Here is a 23,069-nt window from a genome sequence, read left to right on the forward strand (position 1 = left end):
AGCCGGATGACAAGGGCGACCATCACCCCCAATTGGAAGGGGCCGGCAGGTACCACGAAAGGCCAGACTATGCCGCGCGCATTGCAACCTATTACAATTGCAGATCTTTCTGCATTCACCAAAAATCTCCGGCAAGATCTGCAAAAACGGGATGATCTCCCCGGCCATGCCGCCATGTTGTCAATGGTCGCAAAGGCGGCGGGGTATCAGAACTACCAGCACTTGCGGGCGGACCAATCACCCGCCACAGCACAGACGCAGACCAAGCAATTGGACCGCGCCCTGCGTGTCTTTGAGGGCGGGATCATGACCCGCTGGCCCAAGCAAACATCCGTACAGGCGCTGTGTATGTGGGCGTTCTGGGCGGCACTTCCTGCCCGCACTGATCTTGGCGAAAAAGACGTCAACGAAATCCTACGCGCAGGGCACAGTTTTGAAGACCACGCCTTGCTGCGCCGCTCGCTCATCGATCATAAATTGGTCACGCGGACCAAGGATGGAAAAACATACCGCCGTATCGAACGCGCACCGCCCTCCGACGCCAAGGCTCTGATCAAGGCAGCTCAACGTCCTTCGTAATTTGCCTTGCGTTTCTCCAGGAAGGCCACAACCCCTTCCTGGAAATCACGGGTCTGCCCACACCGCCCTTGCAACTTCGCCTCAAGGGCCAGTTGCTCATCCAGTGAGTTTTCAAACGATCCGCGAATTGCCTTCTTAAGCTGGCGATAGGCCACCGTCGGGCCTTGCGCCAATTGCGCAGCCCTGCCCTGCACATGCTCAAGGAATGTCGCTGCCGGTGCGGTCTCGTAAATCATGCCCCAGTCAGATGCTTGCTGCGCCGTGATTTTATCCGCAAAAAGGGCCGCGCCCATCGCTTTGGCCGCGCCGACTTGCCGTGGCAACCAATAGGTGCCGCCTGCATCCGGGATCAGGCCAATCCGGGTAAATGCCTGCACGAAATAGGCGTTGTCTGAGGCGATGACAACATCAGCGGCCAGGGCAAGATTGGCACCGGCCCCCGCCGCCGGACCATTGACAGCAGCAATAGTGGGAACGCGGCAATCGAAAATAGCCTTGAGCATTGGAACATATTCGTCGCGCAAAGTGCGTTCCAAATCCAACGATGCGGCAGAGGCCCCATCACCCAAATCCTGGCCCGAACAAAATGACTTGCCCGCTCCGGTCAAGATCAGCACCCGCGCGTCTTTCTCTGCCGCTTTAACAGCATGGGTAATCTCGGCCCGCATCTGCGCATTCAACGCATTCATCACCGATGGGCGGTTGAGCGTAATCACCCCAACCGAATTTCGAATGACGAGTGTAATGGCCTGATAATCCATGCGCTTTGTCCTTATGGCTTCCTTGCGTCTAACCTAGTGAACAGATCAGTTCAGAAAAGCCCTACACTGCGTCACGAACGTAATATTTTTTCCAATTCGGCCTTTTCTGCCTCAGAAAGCGCTGTGACGGTTGCACCTTTGCGTCCGATTGCTGTCCAACCGATGCCAAGCGCGATCAACAACATGATCGGGGCTGCGATCCACAAGATCAGATTTGCGCCTTGTGTATCAGGGCGCAGCAACACGAACTCGCCATATCGTTGGACAATAAAGTCAATCGCCTGCGCATCGGTATCACCGGCGACAAGACGCTCGCGCAGCAAGATACGTAAATCCTTTGCCAAGCTCGCATTGGACTCGTCGATACTTTCATTCTGGCAAACGGGGCAGCGCAAACCTCGCGATATCTCTCGCGCGCGGGCCTCAAGCACCGGATCAGCCAATATTTCGTCGGGTTCTACCGCCCAAAGCGGGATCGCCCATAGACACAAGACAACCGCAAACCATCTCATTCTGCTGGCACCGCCCGGGCTTGTTTAGAGGCGGCAGCACCAACGCGCAAACGCCTGTCAGACAGCGATAAACAGCCGCCCAAAGCCATCAATATGGCGCCACCCCAAATCCAATTCGCAAATGGTTTGATATAAACACGCACGGCCCAGCCGCCATTTTCCTGTGGATCGCCAATCACCACATAAAGATCGCGCAAAATACCGTTACGGATCGCAGCCTCGGTCGTGGGCATCCGGGCCACCGGATAAAACCGTTTTTCCGGGGTCAGCACACTCACCTGCCGATCACCGCGCCAGACCGATATTTCAGCCAGCGTTGTCAGGTAATTTGGTCCCTCCAGTTGCCGGACATCATCCAGCTGAAAGGCAAAGCGGCCTACGTCCCAGCGATCGCCCAAATCAGCAACGCGGATATCTTCACGCTCCCAGGCGAGCATGGCGGCAATACCAAAAATAGTCACGCCCATCCCGATATGAGCCACCGCTTTGCCCCAATCCGCACGCGGAAGGCGCGCGATGCGCCGCAGCCGATCAGACCATCCGGCCCGGCCACTTCGCATCCAAATATCGGCCAATGCTCCACCCACGACCCAAACGCCCAGGGCAACACCAATCGGCCCCAAGGCAGAGTTACCCGATTGCACCGCATAGGTCAGCGCGGCCAGCGCAACCGCCAGCATAAGCCAACCGCCAAGCACCTTGGCCGAACGTCCCAATGTGCCGCGCTTCCACGCCAGGATCGACCCAATAGGCAAAATAATCGCCAGGCCGACCATAAAGGGCGTGAATGCCGCATCAAAAAATGGCGGGCCGACCGACAAAGAACGGTCAAACAACAGCTCCGCCACAAGCGGCCAGATCGTGCCCAGGAACACGACAAAGCAGCTCACCGCGAGCAGAATATTGTTCAGCACCAACGCACTTTCGCGGCTGACTGTGGAAAAGACCCCCTTCGCCTCCAGCGCACCCGCGCGCGCCGCAAAAAGTGTTAGGGCACCGCCTAGGAAGATCGCCAGAATGATCAGGATCAGCATCCCGCGCTCAGGATCGTTCGCAAAGGCGTGGACGGATGTCAGCACGCCCGACCGAACGATGAACGCACCCAACAGCGAAAATCCAAACGCCAGAATTGCCAGCAGGATCGTCCAGCTTTTTAGCGCCTCGCGCTTTTCAACCACAATAGCCGAATGCAACAGCGCTGCCGAAATCAACCAAGGCATGAAAGAAGCGTTCTCAACCGGATCCCAAAACCAAAAGCCACCCCAGCCCAGCTCATAATAGGCCCACCAAGACCCCAGCGCGATGCCGACAGTCAGGAACATCCAGGCTGACAAAGTCCACGGTCGCACCCACCTGCCCCATGCTGCGTCAACGCGGCCCTCGATCAGTGCGGCGACCGCAAAAGAAAACGACATGCTCAGCCCGACATATCCGAGGTAAAGAAACGGCGGGTGAAAGGCCAAACCAGGATCTTGCAACAGCGGGTTCAGATCCCGCCCATTGAGCGGCGGCAGCTCGAGGCGGATGAACGGGTTAGAGGTAAAGATTACAAAAGCGAAGAATGCGACCGCAATCGATGCTTGCACCGCCAGCACACGGGCGCGCAGCTTGGCGGGTAATCCGCCACCAAACCATGCCGCAAAGGCACCAAAAAGGGTGAGGATTACCATCCATAGCAGCATGGAACCCTCATGATTGCCCCACACGCCCGACACTTTGTAAAGCATCGGCTTGTCGGTGTGCGAGTTCAGATAGACCAGCTGCAGCGAAAAATCTGATACAACAAAGGCCCGGGTAAGCACGGCAAAGGCAAAAGCGGTCAACAGGAATTGCATCGTGGCGGCGGGCTCGGCCAAGGCCATCCAGCGCATATTGCCGCGCTGGGCACCGACCAAAGGAACAATCATCTGCACAATTGCAATGCAAAAGGCCAGAATCAGCGCAAAATGCCCAAGTTCGTTCCACATAGCGTGTTGATAGCGCAAAGCGGTGCGGGGTGACATAGGGCCCTGCCCCATTGCGCGATACAATTTGACGCGGGCGCTATCCGTAAAAGCGTGTTTCAGTCAGCCAAAGCGGATGGCAGCGGTGATATACAACCGCATATGACCGCTCAAACAACTGCGCTGGTGTCAGTTGAACCAGCCATGGACCAAATCCGAAATGGCCGTCGCCACGCAGTTTCGTTCCCTCTTCAAAAATCAAATCAGCGCGAGAGTTTTCCGCGCCGCGCCCTAGATACCAACTCAGATGATCAAAAGAACAATGTCGTAATCGGCGCGAACGGCCCCAAATCCTGGTCCAGGTCTCGCCGACGGCTTCATGGGTTTCGATCACGCCAATTTCTGTCACCGGAAAAAAATAACCCTCAATCCGGCCCCCGACCATGCTCAGAAACCACGCGCTCGTCAAAAGCAACGCACCAATAAGTTGCTTTGCCATCATGAAAAGCCCCCTTGGACGGCATAGGTCACCGCGGCCATCAAGAGACCGCCAATGATCAAACGAACCAACCATTTCAGCGTATCCTCAATGGCACTCAGACGATCAGCGACATTTTTGCGATGCACCTCGTCAACGGCGTTCCGGGTCTCTAACGCGATCACCCGCCGCTCTAGCTGATCGGCCCAATCATTATCCATCATCGGCACGCCAGTCAGCCAGCGCCGCATTTGCACCCGCAGGATCTGATGCAGGCTCCGGCGCTTTTGCGGGTCGCGCAGCCTGCGCCATCGCGAGGCTCAGCGCGACAGAGCGTTGAAACTCCTGCCCCTTTGCCTGATGACGGGCCCCAAAGTAAAAACTAACAATAGCGCCCATTAACCACCAAAGCGGCTCGGGCACCAACGCGATCCCCTCCATCCCAGCCACGAAGGTCTCGGGGCTGGTCATGGCCGTGACAAACATCCAGATCGTGCCCAAGGCCAACATTGGGCGGGGCATCCGGTTCAGCCCGTCGATCAAACGATCAAACAACCCGCGCTTCGGCATGGCAAATTCAGCCGCGAACTGCTCCAGACTCTCGGTTTTTGAATCTGCGGCCCGGATTGCACCTTTTTCAGTGTTTTCCCGGAATACTTGGGCCGTTTCCACAACGACATTGCGGCCATCACCAAAAAGAAATGACATCACCCCATCAATCAGTCCCATTTTGCGGTCCTTTCGCGATGCTGCTTGTCTGTAAAGTGGTAACGGGGGTCGATGAACTCCTCGGCCCGGGTGATCCAGCCGCCCTTACCTCCATCACGCCTGCGGGCATATTTGCGGCTATTGGCGCGGCGATCAGCCAGATCGTAATAGTAGTTCCGGCGGGCAATGCCGTAGGCGTCGACGAAATGACGGGGGGCGGCCTCAAGGCCCTGCTTGGTGGCGGCGATGGTCTGCGGACCGATCACACCGTCGACGCTCACAGGAATACGCATATCACCCAAGAGACGCTGCAAGATTTTGACAGCATTGGCGCCCGCATTGACATACATGTCAAAGACTGTCGCATGCAGGACTTCAGGCAGTTGGTCGATCTTTGGACGGCGAAAGTAATGCTCGACAAAAATGGACACAGCATGCGTCCGGGTCAAAACACGGACGTCACGGGCGTCAACTTGGCCGTCGTTATTTAGATCAAGACCTAACCGGCGCATCGTATGAATAGTGACGCCGTGATTGGTCGCGCCGCCGGGATCGTCAGGGTCATTCACATACCCGCCCTCTCGGGCGACGATCTCGGTTGCTATTTCGGTCACATTTTGCATCTGCAGCCCTCATGGTTCAACGACCAGAAGGCTGCAATGGATTGGTTAATTCGTCTCTGCGGTACCGTCCGGTGCCTGATAAACGCCCTGTTCTTTCAAAGCATCTACGACTTCGGAAGGCATGTAAGTCTCATCATGTTTGGCAAGAATTTCAACAGCTTCAAAGCGGCCGTTCACGTAATTACCTTGCGCGACCATGCCCTGACCTTCTTCAAAAAGATCAGGCAGAAGGCCGGTATAGACAACGTGAACCGACGCACCGCCATCAGTCACAAGAAAACTGATCTGCTCACCTTGACCGCGGACAAGCGATCCTTCTTCAACCAGCCCCCCGATACGGAACCGCTCATTGGGCGGCGGCGGGGCTTCGGTCACTTCGCTGGGCGAGCGGAAGAACTGGAAACTGTCATCGGGCAAGAACCACAGCATGACCAAGACCAGCGCGATACTGGTCATGGTCAGCCACATCACCTGAACGCGGCGGCGCTTTTTCAGGGATGTCAGCCCGCTACTCATGGGAAAACAGGTGCTAGCATCAAACCTTCGGTTTCCGGCAAACCAAGCATCAGATTGGCGTTCTGCAAGGCTTGGCCTGACGATCCTTTGGTCAGGTTATCCAGCGCAGCAATCACAATCGCACGGCCCGGGACACGGTCCGCCACAACGCCAATATGGCAGAAATTGCTCGCGCGGATATGTTTGATCGACGGATGCTGTCCCATCGGCAATACCTCTATAAACGGCTCGGCCGCGTAAGCCGCGACCAATGTTTCATATATGGCTTGCGGATCGCCTTGCACATAGGTGGTAGCCAAAATGCCGCGGTTGGCGGGGATCAAATGCGGGGTAAACTGAATATTCACAGGACGGCCCGCGACCAGGGCAAACTCTTGGTCAAACTCGCCCAAATGCCGATGCGTGCCGCCAACGGCATAGCCATGGGCACCCTCTGACAATTCCGCATGCAGCAAGTTTTCCTTCAAAGCCCGACCGGCACCCGACACTGCAGCCTTCAGATCCATGACAATCTGATCCAAATCGATCACACCCGCCGCGATCAGCGGACGAAGGGCATATTGACCAGTGGCCGCATTGCAGCCGGTGCCTGCAACCAAGCGGGCATCTTTAATCTGATCACGGTAAAACTCGGTCAGGCCATAAACGGCGGTTTTCTGCAATTCAGGGGCAGCATGGGCTTTGCCATACCATTTTTCGTAATCAGCTGGGTCACGCAGCCGGAAATCAGCCGACATATCGACGACACGTACATGTTCAGGCAGGCCCGCAATCACCTTTTGCGACGTGGCATGGGGCAACCCGCAAAAGACGATTTCAACATCGTCAAATGACATCTCGTCGATGGTCGTCAGGCGCGGCAAGTCCAAATGGCGTAAATGCGGAAACACATCCGCCATAGCCATACCAGCCTTGGAGTTTCCAGAAAGACCGACGATCGTCAGCTGCGGATGGGTGGCAATCAACCGGACAAGCTCTGCGCCCGTATAGCCAGAAGCGCCAAGAATGGCGACATTATGGGTCATATCTTTATCCCTTTGGGATGGATGTAGAAAAAAGGTTTAAGCGGCTTCAAAGGTGATTTGTCGTCGCAAGAACTGGGTGGCCCGGCTGGACACTTGCGCCGGATCACCTGTTGTCAGAAAATCCGACACAGTACCCGGCCCAATCATTTCGGGGCGGCGGTCCAGATAGTCTGCAAGGCTTTCGGCAACCAGATTGGCTTGTGAAAACACCTTCACATCGGCACCCAATGCAGCCTGGAAGGCCTCATGCATCAGCGGATAGTGGGTGCAGCCCAGAATAGCGGCATCCGGGTCCGGCATTTTGCGTTTCAGCGCATCGACATGGGATTTGACCAAGGCTTCGGCCAGGATCATGTCACCGTCTTCGATGGCATCGACAACACCGCCGCAGGCCTGGGCCTCAACATCAACGCCGATGGCACGAAAAGCCAACTCGCGCTGGAATGCGCGGCTGGACACGGTGGCAGGTGTGGCAAACAAGGCGACATGCTTGGCGTTGACCTCACGCGGCGGAGAATTATCGCCCCATTGGCGTTCCGTCAGCGCCTCGATCAACGGCACGAAGACACCCAGTACACGCTTATCCTGCGGCACCCAGCCTTCCTGCATCCGGCGCAAAGCTGCCGCCGATGCGGTGTTGCATGCCAAGATCACCAAATCACAGCCCGCTTCAAACAGGCGCGAGGTGGCTTTGGTCGTCAGATCATAAATATCATCGGAATCGCGCACGCCATAAGGGGCATGGGCGCTATCCCCCAGATAAACCAGCGGGACATCAGGCAAGCGCTTTGAGACAGCGTCAAGCACCGTCAGCCCCCCTAGCCCGCTATCGAATATCCCGACGGCCATCACGCACCTTGTATTTCTTCTCAAACTCATGACCCAGCATGGACGGATCCAAGGGGCTCGGACTCAACTCATACGTGGCTTTTCGCAGGAAATCCATGCACCCTTTGGGGTCTTTTTTATAGGCATCCAGCACGGCAGACGGGATCGGGTCACCGATCACGACGCGCACCGGTTTGTTGATCTTGGTCTTGAACTCACGAATGAACATGCCAGTGCGCAAAGTGCTGTGAATATGGCTGGCCAGTTGGAACAATCGGCTGTTCCGGCCCTCAAAAAAGACAGGGACCACGGTGGCGTCGGATTTGGCAATCATCTTGGCAGTAAAAGTACGCCAGCTGGGATCCATCGGGTGCGAAAACGGCTTGGCAGCTGTGGAAACGGTACCGCCTGGGAAAATCCCAATCGCACCACCCTCTTTCAAGTAAGACACAGCCTCGGTGCGGGTCTGCAGGTTGAGCTTGGCGGCTTCCTTGGTGTCGTCAAACGAAATGGGCAGGATCACGCGCTCCAGATCAGGGGCACGGCGGAAAATCCGATGGGCCAAAACACGAAACTCACCATCGCGCCGCTCTGACAGGATGCGCCCCATCATCAGCCCATCCAAAATGCCATAGGGATGGTTTGAGACGACAATGACAGGGCCCGTCTTCGGGATACTTTCAAGAGAGCCTGAAACAACTTCCAAACGCACGCCATAGCGCTCTGTCATCACCTGCCAAAAATCCTGGCCTGCAGCGACATCAGCGTCATATCCCTTGGCCTTGCGGATCATCCGCAAACGCCCCGTGGCATTCTCCATCACGCGGATCATAGCGCGGCCTCCACGGCCCTTGGCAGAGGACGCATAAGTGATGTCGCGGGCGACTTGGCGGTCTTTTGAAGGCATAAAAAAATGGCCTCAATCGTTGGTTTGGCGGCTGTTTAACACAATTAACGGACAAGCAAACGACAATCGTCAATCACTCTGCCGCTTGTTGCATGGGTGCGGCGCGTAGTACAGCAAGCAGCTCTTCGCGGCGTTTCGCGGCCCTTTGGGCATTTGCGTCTTTGACAGTGCCAAAGCCAGTGATTTCAACAGGAAGCGCGGCCAACGCGATCGCAGCGTCGCGCGTATCAGGACGCATTATTTTCAAGACCTCAGCCATGTCCGTCTCATACTGTCGGATCAAGGCGCGTTCCATCCTCCGCTCTGCCGTACGCCCAAACGGGTCAAACGGGGTGCCTCTCAACCATTTGAGTTTCGCCAGCTTCGGAAAGGCCCAGGCCATGTTTTTCCCGTACTCCTTTTTCAACGGACGCCCATTTGGACCTGCTTTGCTCAGAAATGGGGGGGCCAAATGGTATGTCAACGACAGATCACCATCAAATTCGGCCTCCGCCTTGGCTTTTGTCTCGGTCAAAAGGCGCGCGACCTCGTATTCATCTTTGTACGCCAATAGCTTATGGTATCCTTTTGCCATAGCGTCTTTCAGGGGCGCATCCTGAATCTGATCGAGCAATTTTTGATACCTGCGGGCCAGCCCCTTACCCTGATAAGCCACCAAATGGTCGGCACGAAAACGGATTTTATCCTCTAAGCTCGCAGGCAAAGCGGCCACATTCGGCGCCAAAAGCCGTGCGGCCTCATCGGGGTATAAATAGGCCCAACGACCAAATTCAAAAGCGCGTATATTGCGGTTCACCGCTGCGCCATTCAGCTCAATCGCACCCAAAATCGCTTCGTAACTGACGGGAATTGCACCCATTTGCCAAACAGCGCCAAAGATCATCATATTCGAATAAATACTATCGCCCAAAAGGGCCTTCGCCAGATCAGAGGCATCAAACATCGCCAACCTGTCACCAAGCCGGGCTTCAAGCGACAGGTGCAATTGCTCCGTGGGCAGCTTAAAGGCAGTATCCCTGGTGAAATCCCCGGTGATGATCTCATGGCTATTCACCACCGCCTGTGTGCGCCCGGATTGCATCAACCCGATGGTCTTGGCCCCAGCGGAAACAACCAGATCACCACCAATCAGGGTATCGCATTCCCCTGTCGCGACCCGAATTGCACTGATATCATTGGGATTTTCGGCAATACGGCAATGAATATGCACAGCGCCGCCCTTTTGGGCGAGGCCCGCCATCTCCATCATCCCAGCGCCCTTGCCGTCCATGTGGGCTGCCATGGCCAGAACTGCGCCGATCGTAACAACACCCGTGCCGCCGACACCGGTAATGACGACGTTATGCGTGCCCGAAATGTCAGGTAGTTTGGGTTCTGGCATATCGGGAATATCGACATCCGCGGTCGCCTCTTTGCGGATTTTCGCGCCCGCGATGGTGACAAATGATGGACAGAAACCAGCGGCGCAGGAAAAGTCTTTATTGCACGATGATTGGTCGATCGCACGTTTACGGCCCAGTTCCGTCTCAACCGGTACAATCGAAACGCAGTTCGACTGAACCCCACAATCACCGCAGCCTTCGCAGATATCCGTGTTAATGAAAATGCGCTTATCGGGATCAGGAAACTGGCCACGCTTCCGGCGGCGACGCTTTTCCGCAGCGCAGGTCTGCACATAAACAATAGCGGACACGCCTTTGTATTTGCTGAATTTCTCTTGAACCGCAGGAAGTTCATCGCGCGGATATATTTCAAGCCCCTTAGGGAACTGCGCCAGATCGATATCTTCTTTCTCATCATAGACCAGGGCCACATTTCGCAAACCCATGGCCAACAGCTCACGGCAAATCTGATCAGCGGTCAGCCCACCATCATTGCCCTGCCCACCCGTCATCGCGACAGCGTCATTGTAAAGGATCTTGTAAGTGATGTTCGTGCCGGCCATCAGCGCAAAGCGAATAGCCTGAACACCTGAATGGTTATAGGTTCCATCGCCAAGGTTCTGGAAAACATGATCCCTGTTTGAAAACGGGGCCTCGCCAACCCAATTAGCGCCCTCGCCACCCATCTGTGTGAAACCGACCGTCTCGCGGTCCATCCATTGGACCATGTAGTGACAGCCAATGCCGGCATAAGCGCGGCTGCCCTCGGGGACTTTGGTCGACGAATTATGCGGGCAGCCTGAGCAAAAATAGGGCAAGCGGGCCGCAATCTCAGGCGCATTGTCAGCGCGGCGCGCCTCAGAAAGGGCGGCAAGCCCAGCCTTAACACCTTCAGAACCGCAGCCCTCCTCCACCAGAATGCCACCGATTTTGTCAGCGATAACAATCGGGTTCAGATCAGCCTTCGTCTGAAAAATCTCTTCACGGCGCCCTTCGGAATGCTCATCGCCCTTGTGCCAGCCATAAACCCGGCGACCACGGCGATCATCAAAGATCGCTTCTTTGACCTGCACTTCAATCAGCTTGCGCTTTTCCTCGACCACGACAATCAGATCAAGACCCTCGGCCCATTCATGAAAACTGGCCATATCCAGCGGCCAAACCTGACCGACCTTATAGGTGGTCAGCCCCAGACGCTCGGCCTCGGCTTCGTCAATATTCAGCAACGAAAACGCATGTTGCAAATCCAGCCAGTTTTTACCGGCAGCGACAAAACCAATCTTGGCACCTGGCCTGCCCCATTTGCGCTGATCCATCTTGTTGGCACGCGAAAACGCTTCTGCGGCAAAGCGTTTATGGTCAATCATCCGCGCTTCTTGCAGCTGCGGCGTATCGACCAGACGAATATTCAGGCCACCTTCGGGCAGCGGTAAATCCGGGCGGGCAAAAGACATCCGATGTGGATCACCATCCACGACCGACGTGACCTCAATCGTGTCCTTCATGGTCTTCAGACCAACCCAGACACCCGCAAAACGGGACAACTCCCAGGCATAAAGCCCGTAATCCATGATCTCTTGCACACCTGCGGGCGAGACGATGGGCATATAGGCATCAATCATGGCCCAGTCAGATTGGTGCAACGTGGTGGAGCTTTCACCAGTGTGATCATCACCCATTGCCATGATCACACCGCCATGCGGACTAGTGCCAGCCATATTCGCGTGGCGCATCACATCACCGGTGCGGTCAACGCCGGGGCCTTTGCCATACCACAGGCCAAAGACACCATCATATTTACCTTCACCGCGCAGTTCCGCCTGTTGCGATCCCCATAATGCAGTGGCCGCCAGATCTTCGTTCAGCCCCAGTTGAAACGTGATCTGTGCAGGTTCAAGCACCCCTCTTGCACGGGTCATCTGCATATCGACGGCACCCAACGGCGATCCACGATATCCAGTGACATACCCGGCGGTATTCAGGCCAGCCCTCTCGTCACGGGCACGCTGCATCAGCATCAGGCGGACCAACGCCTGCGTCCCGTTTAATAGAATAGGCGATTTTTCCAGATCATAACGGTCATTCAATGACACATCTTGAACAGACATCCAGCACCTCCCGCACAGCATACCTCTCTGCATCAGCTTAGGTCAAAAATACTGACCTACAAAGCAAAATTTATGCGTCCTGAGGGTTTGCATCCAAACGCCGCAATGGCGTAATAATCTAACAACAAAGATCAGAAAAAGACAGCAGCGGGGCGTCATGGACTGGGACAAGCTAAGAATATTTCACGCGGTTGCGGATGCCGGTTCACTGACCCATGCGGGCGATACACTGCATCTTTCGCAATCGGCAGTCTCGCGGCAGGTCCGCGCGCTCGAAGAATCGCTCAACACCACCCTCTTTCACCGGCACGCACGCGGGCTGATTCTGACCGAACAGGGTGAGTTGCTCTTTGATGCGACCAAATCAATGAACAAACGGCTCGAAGCGGCCTCCGCGCGGATCAGAGACAGCGAAGAAGAGGTCTTTGGCGAATTGCGGGTGACAACGACGACCGGCTTTGGCACGCTCTGGCTCGCGCCGCGGCTGCCGAAGCTCTATGAACAATACCCCGATCTGAAAATCGACCTTATGCTCGAAGAACGGGTACTTGATCTGCCCATGCGAGAGGCCGACGTCGCAATCCGCATGAAAGAGCCCAGCCAGGCCGATCTGATCCGCAAACGGCTGATGTCCGTGCGTATGCGCCTTTACGCATCGCAGGAATATCTTCAGAAAAACGGCCAGATCAACGATATCGAAGAAATCAGCAATCACCGGCTGATCTGTCAAAGCGTCAACTCCATTCAGGTCTCGGCGGGCTCAACCCTCGTCCAGCATTTGCTGACCTATGACATTCCAAACCTGTTTACGGTGAACAACTATTTCGGTGTTCTGCAAGGGATCCTCAGCCATATCGGGGTTGGGGTCTTGCCTGACTACCTGACCGAGGATTTCCCCGACCTCGTCCGCATCCTGCCTGACCTCGAAAGCGGCGAAGTCCCCGTATTTCTCGCCTATCCAGAAGAGCTGCGGCAATCCAAACGCATCAGCGCTTTCCGGGATTTCGTGCAAGACGAAATTTTCACGCATCGCAAGAAGATACGGCTCGGCGAAGCCGACTAACATGCCCCTGCGTGCGCGACAGCATGGCGCGGCTGCAAAGCGTTAACCGCGTTACCGCCAAACCGCGGCAATATGTTTACCAAAGAATTAATTTTGCCTATGCCAATCAGGTCCGTTCGAATACATCCTGTATTTGCGTAAAATTGGATCTTTCCAATCTCGCCCAAAAGTAACGACAGCCCCTCGGAAGCGCAGTTGCGCATGTCCTTTCCGGGACAGCTGTTTTGTGTGTTCGAAGGATATTAACGATGAAACTGTTCGCCACCATATTCGCCGTTGCCTTAACCTGCGCCGCATCTCTTCACGCAAGCGATCTACGCCCTGACAGCGTCCGTGTGCCGCTGGCCAGCGAGCACGTGAACAGCGACGCTGATTTGAATGAGATCAACCCCGGCCTTGCGCTCACCTGGGAAGGGAATTGGGTGGATGTGACCGCTGGGTTTGTGCGTAACAGCTTCGACAATAACGCGCCCTTCCTGACAATCTCACGCGATATATGGGCGAATGACATCTGCAGCGTCGCGGGTTTTATCGGCTCGGCGCGCTATACCGAATTGATGGATAAGACAGATGTCCACCTCAATGGCTGGATCCCAATTGGCGGGGCACATGCGGAATGCGGGCCCGTCTTTTTGCAGGCAATGCCAGGGCGCGGCATTGTTGGGCAAGCTTCAGGGCCCAAAGCAGCAGACGCAATTCTCGTTGTCGGGATCACCATGGATTTCGAATAAACGCGAAAAGCGCACTCCACCTGCACGCATGGCGTGCGCTTCGCGATTAAGCCATGCACGCAACACATAGCGGCATTGCGTCTAATATTATGCGTTTTTTCTTGAATGGTTAAAAAACGCGCCCTATCTGATCAATCGAAGGGTTTGATGCGTTAACTCTCATCACCTTCACCTCCCTGTTGGACTTCGCCGGGCTTTACGCCCGGCTTTTTTTATCCAAATCTTGGGAACGTTTTCTTTACACCTCGATTGCCCCGCCAGCAAAATAAGCGGATGATCGTCGCGACATCCTTGATGCGTAACATCCAAGCCAAATGTGTGAAGCCAAAGGAGGAAGTGAACAAGGAAATCGATAGCTTCATCGACAGCCTCTAAGTCTCAGATAGCGGGCGGCTTACAGCCCCACCTCACCACTATCGGCGTCACGAAGTTGGCCAGCCCCCTTGGTCCTGCTGTCGCGATAATACAAGCAATTGCGAAACAAAGTCTTACTTTCTAGTGTTCATTCCATGAAGACCCTGCTTCTTTTCGCATGCACCAAGATATTGCTCGGCATTGCTGCCGCGCAGGCGCAAGAACAAGTCGACCTAATCACAGACATTGAAACGCTCTCACGAACCGATTTCGCCCCGCGATTGGCCGATCATGACAGCCCGACACCGCCGCCAGATACGCTGGACTTAGCGGATTGTACGCTCACCTTGAACACGATCGACAGGTCTCCCAATGGCCAATTCAACTATCGGATCGCAGACATCCCACTGGAAACCGCGACAATCCAGATATTTACAGATGATCGTTTGAGACCCTATGAATTTTACAGTGTTAGCCTTGATTACCCAGATGGAACATCGCGCCCAAGCCGGACGGGCGTGATTACGTTTCAGCTACAAGAGCCGATCCCGCACTATGTATTCCTAAATCTGCCAATCGGAACTGAGGCAACTGGCCTAAATCGGCAAGACGCAAACCAATTATTGCATGTCCCGGATCGAACGGTGTCTTACACCAATCAGGCAAACCCGCGCGAAACTGACATCGCGGCATTGGCCAAAGCAATTCTTTCCTACCAATCGACCTACTGCACCGAAAGGCAATGATGGCTCTTTCGATTTGTAAATCATTGCACTAAAAGGCCCTCAATTGCCGAAAGGGGCCCCGATGCAAGACCCAGAAATCACCGAAGACCTGATCGCTGCTCATGGGCTTAGCCCGGATGAATATGCGCGCATTCTCGACATTATCGGGCGCGATCCAACCTTCACTGAACTGGGCATCTTCTCGGCCATGTGGAACGAACATTGCTCGTATAAGTCATCCAAGAAATGGCTGCGCACCCTGCCAACTGAAGGCCCCCAGGTTATTTGCGGGCCGGGCGAAAATGCCGGGGTGGTCGATATCGGTGACGGGCAAGCTGTTGTTTTCAAAATGGAAAGCCACAACCATCCCAGCTATATCGAACCCTATCAAGGGGCCGCAACCGGTGTCGGGGGCATCTTGCGTGACGTGTTCACAATGGGGGCACGGCCAATCGCGGCAATGAACTCGCTCAGCTTCGGCGAGCCAAGCCATCCCAAAACCAAGCAGCTCGTCAATGGGGTGGTCGCTGGCGTCGGCGGTTACGGCAATTGCTTTGGCGTGCCGACTGTGGGCGGCGAAGTGCGCTTTGATCCGGCCTATAACGGCAACTGCCTAGTGAATGCGTTTGCCGCCGGGCTGGCTGATGCGGACAAGATTTTTTATTCAGCGGCCTCCGGTATCGGAATGCCGGTTGTGTATCTGGGGGCGAAAACCGGACGCGACGGTGTCGGCGGGGCCACGATGGCCAGCGCCGAATTTGACGATAGCATCGAAGAAAAACGGCCCACGGTACAGGTTGGTGATCCTTTCACCGAAAAGCGGCTCATGGAAGCGACGCTTGAACTGATGGGGACAGGCGCGGTGATTTCCATCCAGGACATGGGGGCTGCAGGGCTGACCTGCTCAGCCGTGGAAATGGGCGATAAAGGCGGCTTGGGGGTCAAACTGAACCTCAACGCGGTCCCGCAGCGCGAAGAAAACATGACCGCCTATGAGATGATGCTGTCCGAAAGCCAAGAACGGATGCTCATGGTGCTCAAACCCGAGCTTGAAGCAGAAGCGCGCGCCGTCTTCGAAAAATGGGATCTCGACTTTGCCATTGTTGGTGAAACCATCGCAGAGGATCGCTTTATCGTCGAACACGACGGCAAGGTCATGGCCGATCTGCCACTGGCCACCCTGTCAGGCTCGGCCCCCGAATATGACCGGCCATGGGTGCCGACAGCTGCGGCAGAACCGCTTGCCGATGCGCCCGAAATCAACCCGATTGACGGGCTCAAGGCACTGATCGGCAGCCCCAACTACGCAGGCAAGGCCTGGGTCTATGAACAATATGACAGCCAGGTCATGGGCGACACCGCGCAAATTCCCGGTGCAGGCGCAGGGCTGGTGCGGGTGCATGGCACTGATAAACTGCTGGCCTTCACCAGCGATGTGACACCGCGCTACGTCAAGGCAAACCCGGTGATGGGTGGTAAACAGGCCGTGGCCGAGGCTTATCGCAACCTGACTGCTGTCGGCGCAACACCCTTGGCGACAACGGATAACATGAATTTTGGCAATCCCGAAAAGCCAGAAATCATGGGGCAATTTGTCGGCGCGATCCAAGGGATCGGCGAAGCGGTCAAGGCGCTGGACATGCCCATCGTCTCGGGGAATGTATCGCTTTATAATGAAACCGACGGGACGGGCATTTTGCCCACACCGACGATCGGGGCGGTCGGTTTGATTACAAACCCAGACCACATGATCACAGGACAAATTCAGAACGAACAGGTCTTGCTGCTGGTTGGGGAAACCGCCGGGCATTTGGGGCAATCGGCGCTTCTGGCCGAGGCGTTTGACCGGGCAGACGGGGATGCACCTGCCGTCGACCTGGTCACGGAAAAAACAAATGGCGACTTCATCCGGCAGTATTTCGCGTTTATCGGGGCCTGTACCGATCTGGGTGATGGCGGGCTTGCGTTGGCGGCATTTGAATTGGCCGAACAGGCCGGGATCGGTGTCAGCTTGGATGTTGAAGATACGGCAACGCTCTTTGGAGAAGATCAGGCGCGCTATCTGATCGCCTGCAGCTTCGATCAGGCCGAGGCATTGATGGTCGCGGCAGGACGCGCCGGTGTCACACTGACGACGGTCGGCAAGGCGGGCGGAACAGATGTGTCATTTGGCCAACATAGCGCGCCGCTCGACGATCTGGCCGCGATCTACCGCAACAGCTTTGCTCAGGCCGTCGCCTAGCCTTGGGCACCCTACCCGTCCTGACGGATGATTGCAGCCAATGCGCTGGGCTATGCTGTATTGCCTATCCATTTGATGACCCTGACTATTTCGCGACCAGCAAGGCTGCGGATACGGCTTGCAAAAACCTGGGCAGCTGCTTTGAATGCACGATCCACGATGATCTGAACGCCAAAGGCTTTCCCGGTTGCGTCAGTTATAGCTGCGCGGGGGCCGGGCAGCGGGTCATACAAGAATTCTTTGAGGGGGAAACCTGGCAGGATTATCCCGCGTTACGGCCGGAAATGACCCACGGGCTGCGCGTTCTGCGGCCCATCCACGAAGCCTTGATGCTGCTCGACCAGGCGCAAGGCCTGCCGGTTCCGCAGGCGCTGCTGGACGAAGGCAAAATGCTGATGCAAGCGCTCTGCCCGGACGATCCGACCGGCATATGCGATTTCGAAACGCTCGAAGTTCAGGGCGCCTTGGCACAAGTGCCCACTTACTTGCGCGGGCTCGGGACCTATCTGGACATCTGAAATCGGACGCGAAATTGCGCAAAGCCGCTTGCCCCGCCCGTTGGGGCATCCTACATTTCGACTAAGACGCAAAGGATATACCCCATGCCCATGACGACACATGAAATCGAAGAATTGCTGCGGGAAAGCTTCCCCGACGCACAGATCGCTGTGGGCGGTGATGACGGGGTACATATGTCGGCGATGGTGATCGATGAAAGCTTCCGGGGCAAAAATCGGGTGCAGCAACAACGGGCTGTCTATGCCGCGCTCAAAGGGAAGATGGACGGGGCAAATGGCGAATTGCACGCGCTCGCTTTGACCACTAAAGCACCAGAATGACAGATACAGCTATCCTTTTTGTGTTTATCTTAGTCTTTTTGGCCGTTGTCGGCGTGGCGATTTGGCTGGCAGAAAAGAGGCGTCGTTATTCACCGACCCAAAACCGGGGAACCGAGCCCGGACAGGGTCACAGCATCATTCACGCAAATTACGGTTCAGGGCGATCATCGGCCGGGACAATATACACTGTAACGCGTGATCCAATTTCATACGCAAAGACATTTGCGCCAAAACAAACGGACAAAACATCATGAGCGCTCAGGATCAGATCAAAGAAACCGTTAGCAACAATGACGTGGTTCTCTTTATGAAAGGCACAAAAACCATGCCGCAATGCGGGTTCTCTTCCCGCGTGGCCGGTGTGCTGAACTTCATGGGCGTCGACTACAACGACGTTAACGTGCTCGCCGACGAAGAGCTGCGGCAAGGGATCAAGGATTTCTCTGACTGGCCCACAATCCCGCAGCTTTATATCAAGGGTGAATTCGTGGGTGGCTGCGACATCATCACGGAAATGACGCTGTCAGGCGAACTCGACACGCTCTTTGCAGACAATGGCGTGAAATTCGACAAAGACGCCGCTGACAAAATCCGCGAAGCGAACGCCGAATAAAAAACAAAAGGCCCGACAGATTTGTCGGGCCTTTGTATTTCCGAGTGCACAATCAACCAACGATCAAGACGAACGGTTCAACGAAACAACCGTGCTTTGGTTGTTGCGGCAATGTCATCAGGGTCGTCGTCATCTGACGGATCAAGCGTGACATCGTCAGCTGGATCATGATCAACCTCGTCCTCGGTGAGGTGATCGCTATGGGCGGTCTCACCGCCTTGCGAAATACGATCATCATCTGATGTAGACGTTTCGGCGTCCTCAACCGACGCGTCTTCATCTTCAAGAGCGGACATATCAAACTCGACGAAAGACTGGAAAGACGACGTCGTTTGCACGCTATTAGACCGGGAACGAACAGAACTGCTGTCAGCTTCGACAGAAACGGTATCGTCGACAACCAAAGAGTTAAAAGAGGTCTCCGTCTCTGTACTGTCTGATCTGCCACGGGACGCAGCGCTTCGATCCGCTGTGCCTGCGTTGTCGTTTGTTTGGGTCGTCTCATCCCGCGGCCGACGGTTGGTCAAATGGGCTGCAAGGCCGCGGCGCGCGCGGGTCTGTGTGGCTGTGCGTTCTGGCCTCTCGGCGGCAGTTTCCCGTCGCGCATCATCAAAAATCTGCTGCAACCCTCCAGGCTGGGCGGGTTGGCGTCCCATAGCTTGCGGTTGCGGGGGGCGGGGCGCATTTGGCTGACCAGCAAAACCCTGCCCTCCCAAACGCTGGGCCTGTGCAGGGTTGCCAGCGCGGCCGCCGTTCACGGGGATCTCAGAAAAATGCGTCGTTGCTGGTCCTGCACGTCGACCTGACGCTGTTGGTGGGCGGGCCATAGAAGTTCTCCTTTCACAATTTCTAACCTCACGCTAAGCGCAGATCGTGAAAGGCGCTGTGCTGTTTAGGACTAGCGCACAGCATTCATGATTTTTCGGGCGGGGCTACCCCTCAACCTGATCTGCCAGGGCCTCTGCCTGGGCGGCAAGCTCGGCCAGAGTTTCAGTGATTTGGCGTGGGACAACAGGCACTTCAACCCGCTCAGGCGCAGGTGCAGGCCGGGATTGCAAGGTCTCAACATCTGCACGCAGCTTGGCTGTTTCAGCCTCGGCCTCGCGCAATTTATCCTCAAGACCCGCCGTTTTATCGGCCAACATCAGCCCAGCCATCAGCAGCATACGGGATTCCGGCAAACGGCCAATCTGGTCAGCCAGATGCGCGGCCTCTGTATCAAGCATGCGCGCAGCGGAATGCAGAAAATGTTCCTCGCCTTCCTGACAAGCGACCTCAAACGTGCGGCCTCCAATGGCAATCTCAACTTGCGGCATTGGGTTGCTCCTTCAATAGGGGTTTCAGCTCGGCCAGGATGGTTTCAATCTCGGTTGCATCAGCAGCACGTTGCGACACCAGCGCCTCAATCTCGGCTTTGACAGCATCTTCCACCAATTCGGGGCGCAAACCTTCGGTGACAGCATCGCGCAGCTGCGTGCTGACGCTGCGCATCTTTTCGTTTGAGGCACGCAGGCGTTGCAGTTCTGCATCCAGCGCCTTCATCTGCGCAGCCTGTGTTTCAACGCGGGCCGTCAACTTGGCGACTTGGCTGTCCTGACGTTCTTGCAGGCTTTGGACACGGACCACCAGCTCGGCATTTGTGGCGCGCTCAGCCTCCAATGCCTTGCGCAAAGACATCTCAGTCTCGCTGCCCTGCCCTGCAGTCTCAAGCCCGCGCCTGATCCGGTCCAGCGCCGCCGTTATCCGGCTTTCCAACGCACTAATATCACTCATCCGCCCGTCCTTTCAAAGCCGCCCAGCGGGGGCCTGACCCTGACGTCTTCCGTCAGCTTTGTGATCCGTCAGGCGAAGGGATCTGTGTCCCGATAAGGTCTTAGCCTGCGAATCGTACCTCTGTGGCGTTAGCCTATGCCATCCCCGCAGCCCCCGCAAATCAGCCCAAGTGAACAAAATGAACGGTTTAGCCGTCACGCTTGATCTTGGGGGGGACCCTGATATGACGCTGGCGACGATATCGTTGAACTCTTGTAAGTAGGACCAAGCCCTTTGGATATTGCAGAACTCCGCTCCGCCCATCCCGACCATTGGAAAAAGGCCACGGCCATCCGGACATTAACGCTTGATGCTGTTGCGGCGGCAAATTCCGGCCATTCAGGGATGCCAATGGGCATGGCTGATGTGGCAACGGTCCTGTTTGAAAAGCACCTCAAGTTCGACCCAAAGGCGCCCCATTGGCCCGACCGGGACCGGTTTATCCTGTCTGCAGGCCACGGCTCGATGCTGCTTTATGCACTGATGTATCTGACAGGGTACGAGGATATGCCGCTCAGCGAAATCAAGGATTTCCGCCAATGGGGCGCGAAAACCGCAGGACATCCTGAATTCGGGCATGCGCGCGGGATTGAAACAACAACCGGGCCTCTCGGGCAAGGGATTGCGAACTCTGTCGGCTTCGCCATTGCCGAAGAAATCCAGCGGGCGCGCTGGGGCAAAAAGATCATCGACCACCACACCTATGTCATGGCGGGCGACGGCTGCCTGATGGAGGGCGTCAGCCAAGAGGCCATCGGGCTTGCGGGCATGCAAAAGCTCGGACACCTGATCGTCTTCTGGGACAATAACAACATCACCATCGACGGGACGGTCGATATGGCTGACATCACCAACCAGCCGATGCGCTTTGATGCCTCGGGCTGGCATGTGCAGGAAATTGACGGGCACGACCCAGAGGCAATTGATGCCGCGATTGAACTTGCCAAGAACGACCCACGCCCATCGATGATTGCATGCAAAACGCACATTGCCTTGGGACACGCGGCACAAGACACCTCCAAAGGGCACGGGGCGCTGACCGACCCAACACAATTGCAAGCCGCCAAAGAGGCCTATGGCGCTCCAATGGGCGACTTCGAAGTCGCCGCTGACGTGAAAGCGGCATGGGAAGCCATGGGCGCGCGCGGGGCTGCGACCCATCAAGACTGGCAAACCCGGTTTGACGCGCTGTCAGCCAGCAAACAGGCCGAATTCAACCGGCAATATGCTGGCGAAGCGCCCAAGAAACTCAGCGCCACAATCCGCGCGTTGAAAAAGCAAATCAGCGAAGGGGCCCCCAAAGTCGCGACGCGGAAATCTTCGGAAATGACGCTCGAAGTCATCAACCCGATCTGCCCGGAAACCATCGGCGGCTCTGCGGATCTGACCGGATCCAATAACACGCTGACAGCCGACATGGGCACCTTCAACCCCGACAACCGGCAAGGGCGCTACATCTATTATGGTGTGCGCGAACATGGGATGGCTGCGGCAATGAACGGGATGGCGCTGCATGGCGGGGCACGGCCCTACGGGGGCACATTCATGTGCTTTACCGATTATGCGCGCGGGGCCATGCGGCTTTCTGCGCTTATGGGGGTTCCGGCCACTTATGTAATGACCCATGACAGTATCGGGCTTGGCGAAGACGGGCCGACACACCAGCCGGTCGAACATCTGGCCATGCTGCGGGCGACCCCCAATATGCATGTGTTCCGGCCTGCAGACACGGTTGAGACGGCCGAGGCCTGGGAACTGGCGCTGACATCGCAGAAAACGCCCAGCGTGCTGGCGCTGACACGCCAAGGCCTGCCCACCGTACGCACCGAGCATAAGACCAAGAACCTCACCGCTCAGGGGGCCTATGTGCTGGCGGATGCCGAAGGCAAACGGCAGGCCATCTTGATGGCAACAGGATCCGAAGTCTCCATCGCGCTGGCCGCCCGTGACCTGTTGCAGGCCGAAGGGATCGGCACACGGGTCGTCTCCATGCCGTGTTGGGAGCTTTTCGCCGCCCAGGACGAGGCCTACCGCAAACGCGTCCTGCCCGCAGGCCCGGTCCGGGTCGCGGTTGAGGCAGGCGTGCGCTTTGGTTGGGATCAATGGCTCTTTGGTGAGCGCGGCAAGCGGGACAAAGGCGATTTTGTGGGCATGCCCGGCTTTGGTGCCTCGGCGCCTGCGGACAGGCTCTACAAAGAATTCGGGATTACAGCCGAAGACACAGCTGCAAAAGTCAAAGCACTTCTTGGATAATACATTCTGTGCCTGCCGCTTTGGTGGCAGGCACATGACAATGCGATAAAGTGCACCGCGAATAGAC

At 56.2% G+C, this 23,069-nt stretch carries 24 protein-coding genes; 9 read left to right on the forward strand and 15 right to left on the reverse strand.

Annotated elements, in window-relative coordinates; translation table 11 throughout:
- Positions 1-69: 69 nt before the first annotated feature.
- Positions 70-579: a DUF2087 domain-containing protein gene (locus tag AABB29_RS16615; protein WP_341365856.1), complete on the forward strand. Its 510-nt coding sequence runs from the start codon at positions 70-72 to the stop codon at positions 577-579.
- On the opposite strand, the gene AABB29_RS16620 is transcribed toward AABB29_RS16615, so the two are convergent.
- The 12 genes from AABB29_RS16620 to AABB29_RS16675 form a co-directional block, all read right to left on the reverse strand.
- The gene (locus AABB29_RS16620; RefSeq protein ID WP_341365855.1) at positions 564-1,340 is read right to left on the reverse strand and encodes an enoyl-CoA hydratase-related protein; all 777 of its coding nucleotides are present in this window, start codon (positions 1,338-1,340) and stop codon (positions 564-566) included. The genes AABB29_RS16615 and AABB29_RS16620 overlap by 16 nt on opposite strands.
- 71 nt (positions 1,341-1,411) lie before the next feature.
- Positions 1,412-1,852: a cytochrome c-type biogenesis protein gene (locus AABB29_RS16625; RefSeq protein WP_341365854.1), complete on the reverse strand. Its 441-nt coding sequence runs from the start codon at positions 1,850-1,852 to the stop codon at positions 1,412-1,414.
- Positions 1,849-3,819 (reverse strand): heme lyase CcmF/NrfE family subunit, encoded by a 1,971-nt coding sequence (locus AABB29_RS16630; protein WP_341369063.1) that lies wholly within the window; start codon positions 3,817-3,819, stop codon positions 1,849-1,851. Before AABB29_RS16630 ends, AABB29_RS16625 begins: the two co-directional genes overlap by 4 nt.
- A gap of 76 nt (positions 3,820-3,895) precedes the next feature.
- Complete coding sequence (locus tag AABB29_RS16635) at positions 3,896-4,297, reverse strand: hypothetical protein (protein WP_373636637.1); 402 nt, start codon at positions 4,295-4,297, stop codon at positions 3,896-3,898.
- The gene (locus AABB29_RS16640; protein WP_341365852.1) at positions 4,294-4,497 is read right to left on the reverse strand and encodes a hemolysin XhlA family protein; all 204 of its coding nucleotides are present in this window, start codon (positions 4,495-4,497) and stop codon (positions 4,294-4,296) included. The genes AABB29_RS16635 and AABB29_RS16640 overlap by 4 nt, the downstream gene beginning before the upstream one ends.
- Complete coding sequence (locus AABB29_RS16645; protein ID WP_341365851.1) at positions 4,487-5,002, reverse strand: holin family protein; 516 nt, start codon at positions 5,000-5,002, stop codon at positions 4,487-4,489. The genes AABB29_RS16640 and AABB29_RS16645 overlap by 11 nt, the downstream gene beginning before the upstream one ends.
- Entirely contained in the window at positions 4,993-5,604 is a 612-nt protein-coding gene (locus AABB29_RS16650) for a holin-associated N-acetylmuramidase (protein WP_341365850.1), read from the reverse strand. Before AABB29_RS16650 ends, AABB29_RS16645 begins: the two co-directional genes overlap by 10 nt.
- A 45-nt stretch (positions 5,605-5,649) precedes the next feature.
- Positions 5,650-6,120: a cytochrome c maturation protein CcmE gene (gene ccmE / locus AABB29_RS16655; protein ID WP_341365849.1), complete on the reverse strand. Its 471-nt coding sequence runs from the start codon at positions 6,118-6,120 to the stop codon at positions 5,650-5,652.
- A complete protein-coding gene (argC, locus tag AABB29_RS16660; protein WP_341365848.1) occupies positions 6,117-7,145 on the reverse strand; it encodes an N-acetyl-gamma-glutamyl-phosphate reductase in 1,029 nt (342 codons plus the stop codon). Before argC ends, ccmE begins: the two co-directional genes overlap by 4 nt.
- Positions 7,146-7,181: 36 nt before the next feature.
- Complete coding sequence (locus tag AABB29_RS16665) at positions 7,182-7,994, reverse strand: aspartate/glutamate racemase family protein (RefSeq protein WP_341365847.1); 813 nt, start codon at positions 7,992-7,994, stop codon at positions 7,182-7,184.
- Positions 7,972-8,880, reverse strand: a complete 909-nt coding sequence (locus AABB29_RS16670; protein ID WP_341365846.1) for a lysophospholipid acyltransferase family protein — start codon at positions 8,878-8,880, stop codon at positions 7,972-7,974. Before AABB29_RS16670 ends, AABB29_RS16665 begins: the two co-directional genes overlap by 23 nt.
- A gap of 73 nt (positions 8,881-8,953) precedes the next feature.
- On the reverse strand, positions 8,954-12,370 hold the full coding sequence (locus AABB29_RS16675) for an indolepyruvate ferredoxin oxidoreductase family protein (RefSeq protein ID WP_341365845.1): 3,417 nt from the start codon (positions 12,368-12,370) through the stop codon (positions 8,954-8,956).
- Between the two features lie 157 nt (positions 12,371-12,527).
- Here AABB29_RS16675 and AABB29_RS16680 point away from each other — a divergent pair, with 157 nt between their 5' ends.
- From AABB29_RS16680 to grxD, 7 genes are all read left to right on the forward strand, one after another.
- A complete protein-coding gene (locus AABB29_RS16680) occupies positions 12,528-13,433 on the forward strand; it encodes a LysR family transcriptional regulator (protein WP_341365844.1) in 906 nt (301 codons plus the stop codon).
- Positions 13,434-13,681: 248 nt separating this feature from the next.
- Positions 13,682-14,164, forward strand: coding sequence for a hypothetical protein (locus tag AABB29_RS16685; protein ID WP_341365843.1), 483 nt, complete (start codon positions 13,682-13,684; stop codon positions 14,162-14,164).
- Positions 14,165-14,673: 509 nt separating this feature from the next.
- Complete coding sequence (locus AABB29_RS16690) at positions 14,674-15,264, forward strand: hypothetical protein (protein ID WP_341365842.1); 591 nt, start codon at positions 14,674-14,676, stop codon at positions 15,262-15,264.
- 61 nt (positions 15,265-15,325) lie between these two features.
- Positions 15,326-17,485, forward strand: coding sequence for a phosphoribosylformylglycinamidine synthase subunit PurL (gene purL / locus AABB29_RS16695; protein WP_341365841.1), 2,160 nt, complete (start codon positions 15,326-15,328; stop codon positions 17,483-17,485).
- A 2-nt stretch (positions 17,486-17,487) separates the two neighbouring features.
- A complete protein-coding gene (locus tag AABB29_RS16700) occupies positions 17,488-18,003 on the forward strand; it encodes a hypothetical protein (protein WP_341365840.1) in 516 nt (171 codons plus the stop codon).
- Between the two features lie 84 nt (positions 18,004-18,087).
- Positions 18,088-18,324 (forward strand): BolA/IbaG family iron-sulfur metabolism protein, encoded by a 237-nt coding sequence (locus AABB29_RS16705; RefSeq protein WP_341365839.1) that lies wholly within the window; start codon positions 18,088-18,090, stop codon positions 18,322-18,324.
- A 250-nt stretch (positions 18,325-18,574) separates the two neighbouring features.
- Positions 18,575-18,937, forward strand: a complete 363-nt coding sequence (gene grxD / locus AABB29_RS16710) for a Grx4 family monothiol glutaredoxin (protein WP_341365838.1) — start codon at positions 18,575-18,577, stop codon at positions 18,935-18,937.
- Positions 18,938-19,014: 77 nt separating this feature from the next.
- Here grxD and AABB29_RS16715 read toward each other — a convergent pair whose 3' ends face one another.
- The 3 genes from AABB29_RS16715 to AABB29_RS16725 form a co-directional block, all read right to left on the reverse strand.
- Complete coding sequence (locus tag AABB29_RS16715; RefSeq protein WP_341365837.1) at positions 19,015-19,764, reverse strand: hypothetical protein; 750 nt, start codon at positions 19,762-19,764, stop codon at positions 19,015-19,017.
- 105 nt (positions 19,765-19,869) lie between these two features.
- Entirely contained in the window at positions 19,870-20,253 is a 384-nt protein-coding gene (locus tag AABB29_RS16720) for a cell division protein ZapA (protein ID WP_341365836.1), read from the reverse strand.
- Positions 20,240-20,710 carry a hypothetical protein gene (locus AABB29_RS16725; RefSeq protein WP_341365835.1) on the reverse strand — a complete coding sequence of 157 codons (471 nt, stop codon included), beginning with the start codon at positions 20,708-20,710 and terminating at the stop codon, positions 20,240-20,242. The genes AABB29_RS16720 and AABB29_RS16725 overlap by 14 nt, the downstream gene beginning before the upstream one ends.
- Positions 20,711-20,983: 273 nt before the next feature.
- Here AABB29_RS16725 and tkt point away from each other — a divergent pair, with 273 nt between their 5' ends.
- Positions 20,984-23,002: a transketolase gene (tkt, locus tag AABB29_RS16730; RefSeq protein WP_341365834.1), complete on the forward strand. Its 2,019-nt coding sequence runs from the start codon at positions 20,984-20,986 to the stop codon at positions 23,000-23,002.
- Positions 23,003-23,069: the final 67 nt, after the last annotated feature.

This window comes from Yoonia sp. BS5-3 (assembly GCF_038069655.2).
Taxonomy (GTDB): domain Bacteria; phylum Pseudomonadota; class Alphaproteobacteria; order Rhodobacterales; family Rhodobacteraceae; genus Yoonia; species Yoonia phaeophyticola.

What these genes read in the sequence shown, in the direction of transcription:
- AABB29_RS16675 (WP_341365845.1), bottom strand. Translation starts at nt 12,370, where the DNA reads ATGTCTGTTCAAGATGTGTCATTGAATGACCGTTATGATCTGGAAAAA.
- AABB29_RS16620 (WP_341365855.1), bottom strand. Translation starts at nt 1,340, where the DNA reads ATGGATTATCAGGCCATTACACTCGTCATTCGAAATTCGGTTGGGGTG.
- AABB29_RS16705 (WP_341365839.1), top strand. Translation starts at nt 18,088, where the DNA reads ATGCCCATGACGACACATGAAATCGAAGAATTGCTGCGGGAAAGCTTC.
- ccmE (WP_341365849.1), bottom strand. Translation starts at nt 6,120, where the DNA reads ATGAGTAGCGGGCTGACATCCCTGAAAAAGCGCCGCCGCGTTCAGGTG.
- AABB29_RS16645 (WP_341365851.1), bottom strand. Translation starts at nt 5,002, where the DNA reads ATGGGACTGATTGATGGGGTGATGTCATTTCTTTTTGGTGATGGCCGC.
- argC (WP_341365848.1), bottom strand. Translation starts at nt 7,145, where the DNA reads ATGACCCATAATGTCGCCATTCTTGGCGCTTCTGGCTATACGGGCGCA.
- AABB29_RS16715 (WP_341365837.1), bottom strand. Translation starts at nt 19,764, where the DNA reads ATGGCCCGCCCACCAACAGCGTCAGGTCGACGTGCAGGACCAGCAACG.
- AABB29_RS16665 (WP_341365847.1), bottom strand. Translation starts at nt 7,994, where the DNA reads ATGGCCGTCGGGATATTCGATAGCGGGCTAGGGGGGCTGACGGTGCTT.
- grxD (WP_341365838.1), top strand. Translation starts at nt 18,575, where the DNA reads ATGAGCGCTCAGGATCAGATCAAAGAAACCGTTAGCAACAATGACGTG.
- AABB29_RS16650 (WP_341365850.1), bottom strand. Translation starts at nt 5,604, where the DNA reads ATGCAAAATGTGACCGAAATAGCAACCGAGATCGTCGCCCGAGAGGGC.
- AABB29_RS16725 (WP_341365835.1), bottom strand. Translation starts at nt 20,710, where the DNA reads ATGAGTGATATTAGTGCGTTGGAAAGCCGGATAACGGCGGCGCTGGAC.
- AABB29_RS16635 (WP_373636637.1), bottom strand. Translation starts at nt 4,297, where the DNA reads ATGATGGCAAAGCAACTTATTGGTGCGTTGCTTTTGACGAGCGCGTGG.
- AABB29_RS16680 (WP_341365844.1), top strand. Translation starts at nt 12,528, where the DNA reads ATGGACTGGGACAAGCTAAGAATATTTCACGCGGTTGCGGATGCCGGT.
- AABB29_RS16625 (WP_341365854.1), bottom strand. Translation starts at nt 1,852, where the DNA reads ATGAGATGGTTTGCGGTTGTCTTGTGTCTATGGGCGATCCCGCTTTGG.
- AABB29_RS16670 (WP_341365846.1), bottom strand. Translation starts at nt 8,880, where the DNA reads ATGCCTTCAAAAGACCGCCAAGTCGCCCGCGACATCACTTATGCGTCC.
- AABB29_RS16685 (WP_341365843.1), top strand. Translation starts at nt 13,682, where the DNA reads ATGAAACTGTTCGCCACCATATTCGCCGTTGCCTTAACCTGCGCCGCA.
- AABB29_RS16630 (WP_341369063.1), bottom strand. Translation starts at nt 3,819, where the DNA reads ATGTGGAACGAACTTGGGCATTTTGCGCTGATTCTGGCCTTTTGCATT.
- AABB29_RS16720 (WP_341365836.1), bottom strand. Translation starts at nt 20,253, where the DNA reads ATGCCGCAAGTTGAGATTGCCATTGGAGGCCGCACGTTTGAGGTCGCT.
- purL (WP_341365841.1), top strand. Translation starts at nt 15,326, where the DNA reads ATGCAAGACCCAGAAATCACCGAAGACCTGATCGCTGCTCATGGGCTT.
- AABB29_RS16615 (WP_341365856.1), top strand. Translation starts at nt 70, where the DNA reads ATGCCGCGCGCATTGCAACCTATTACAATTGCAGATCTTTCTGCATTC.
- AABB29_RS16640 (WP_341365852.1), bottom strand. Translation starts at nt 4,497, where the DNA reads ATGATGGATAATGATTGGGCCGATCAGCTAGAGCGGCGGGTGATCGCG.
- AABB29_RS16690 (WP_341365842.1), top strand. Translation starts at nt 14,674, where the DNA reads ATGAAGACCCTGCTTCTTTTCGCATGCACCAAGATATTGCTCGGCATT.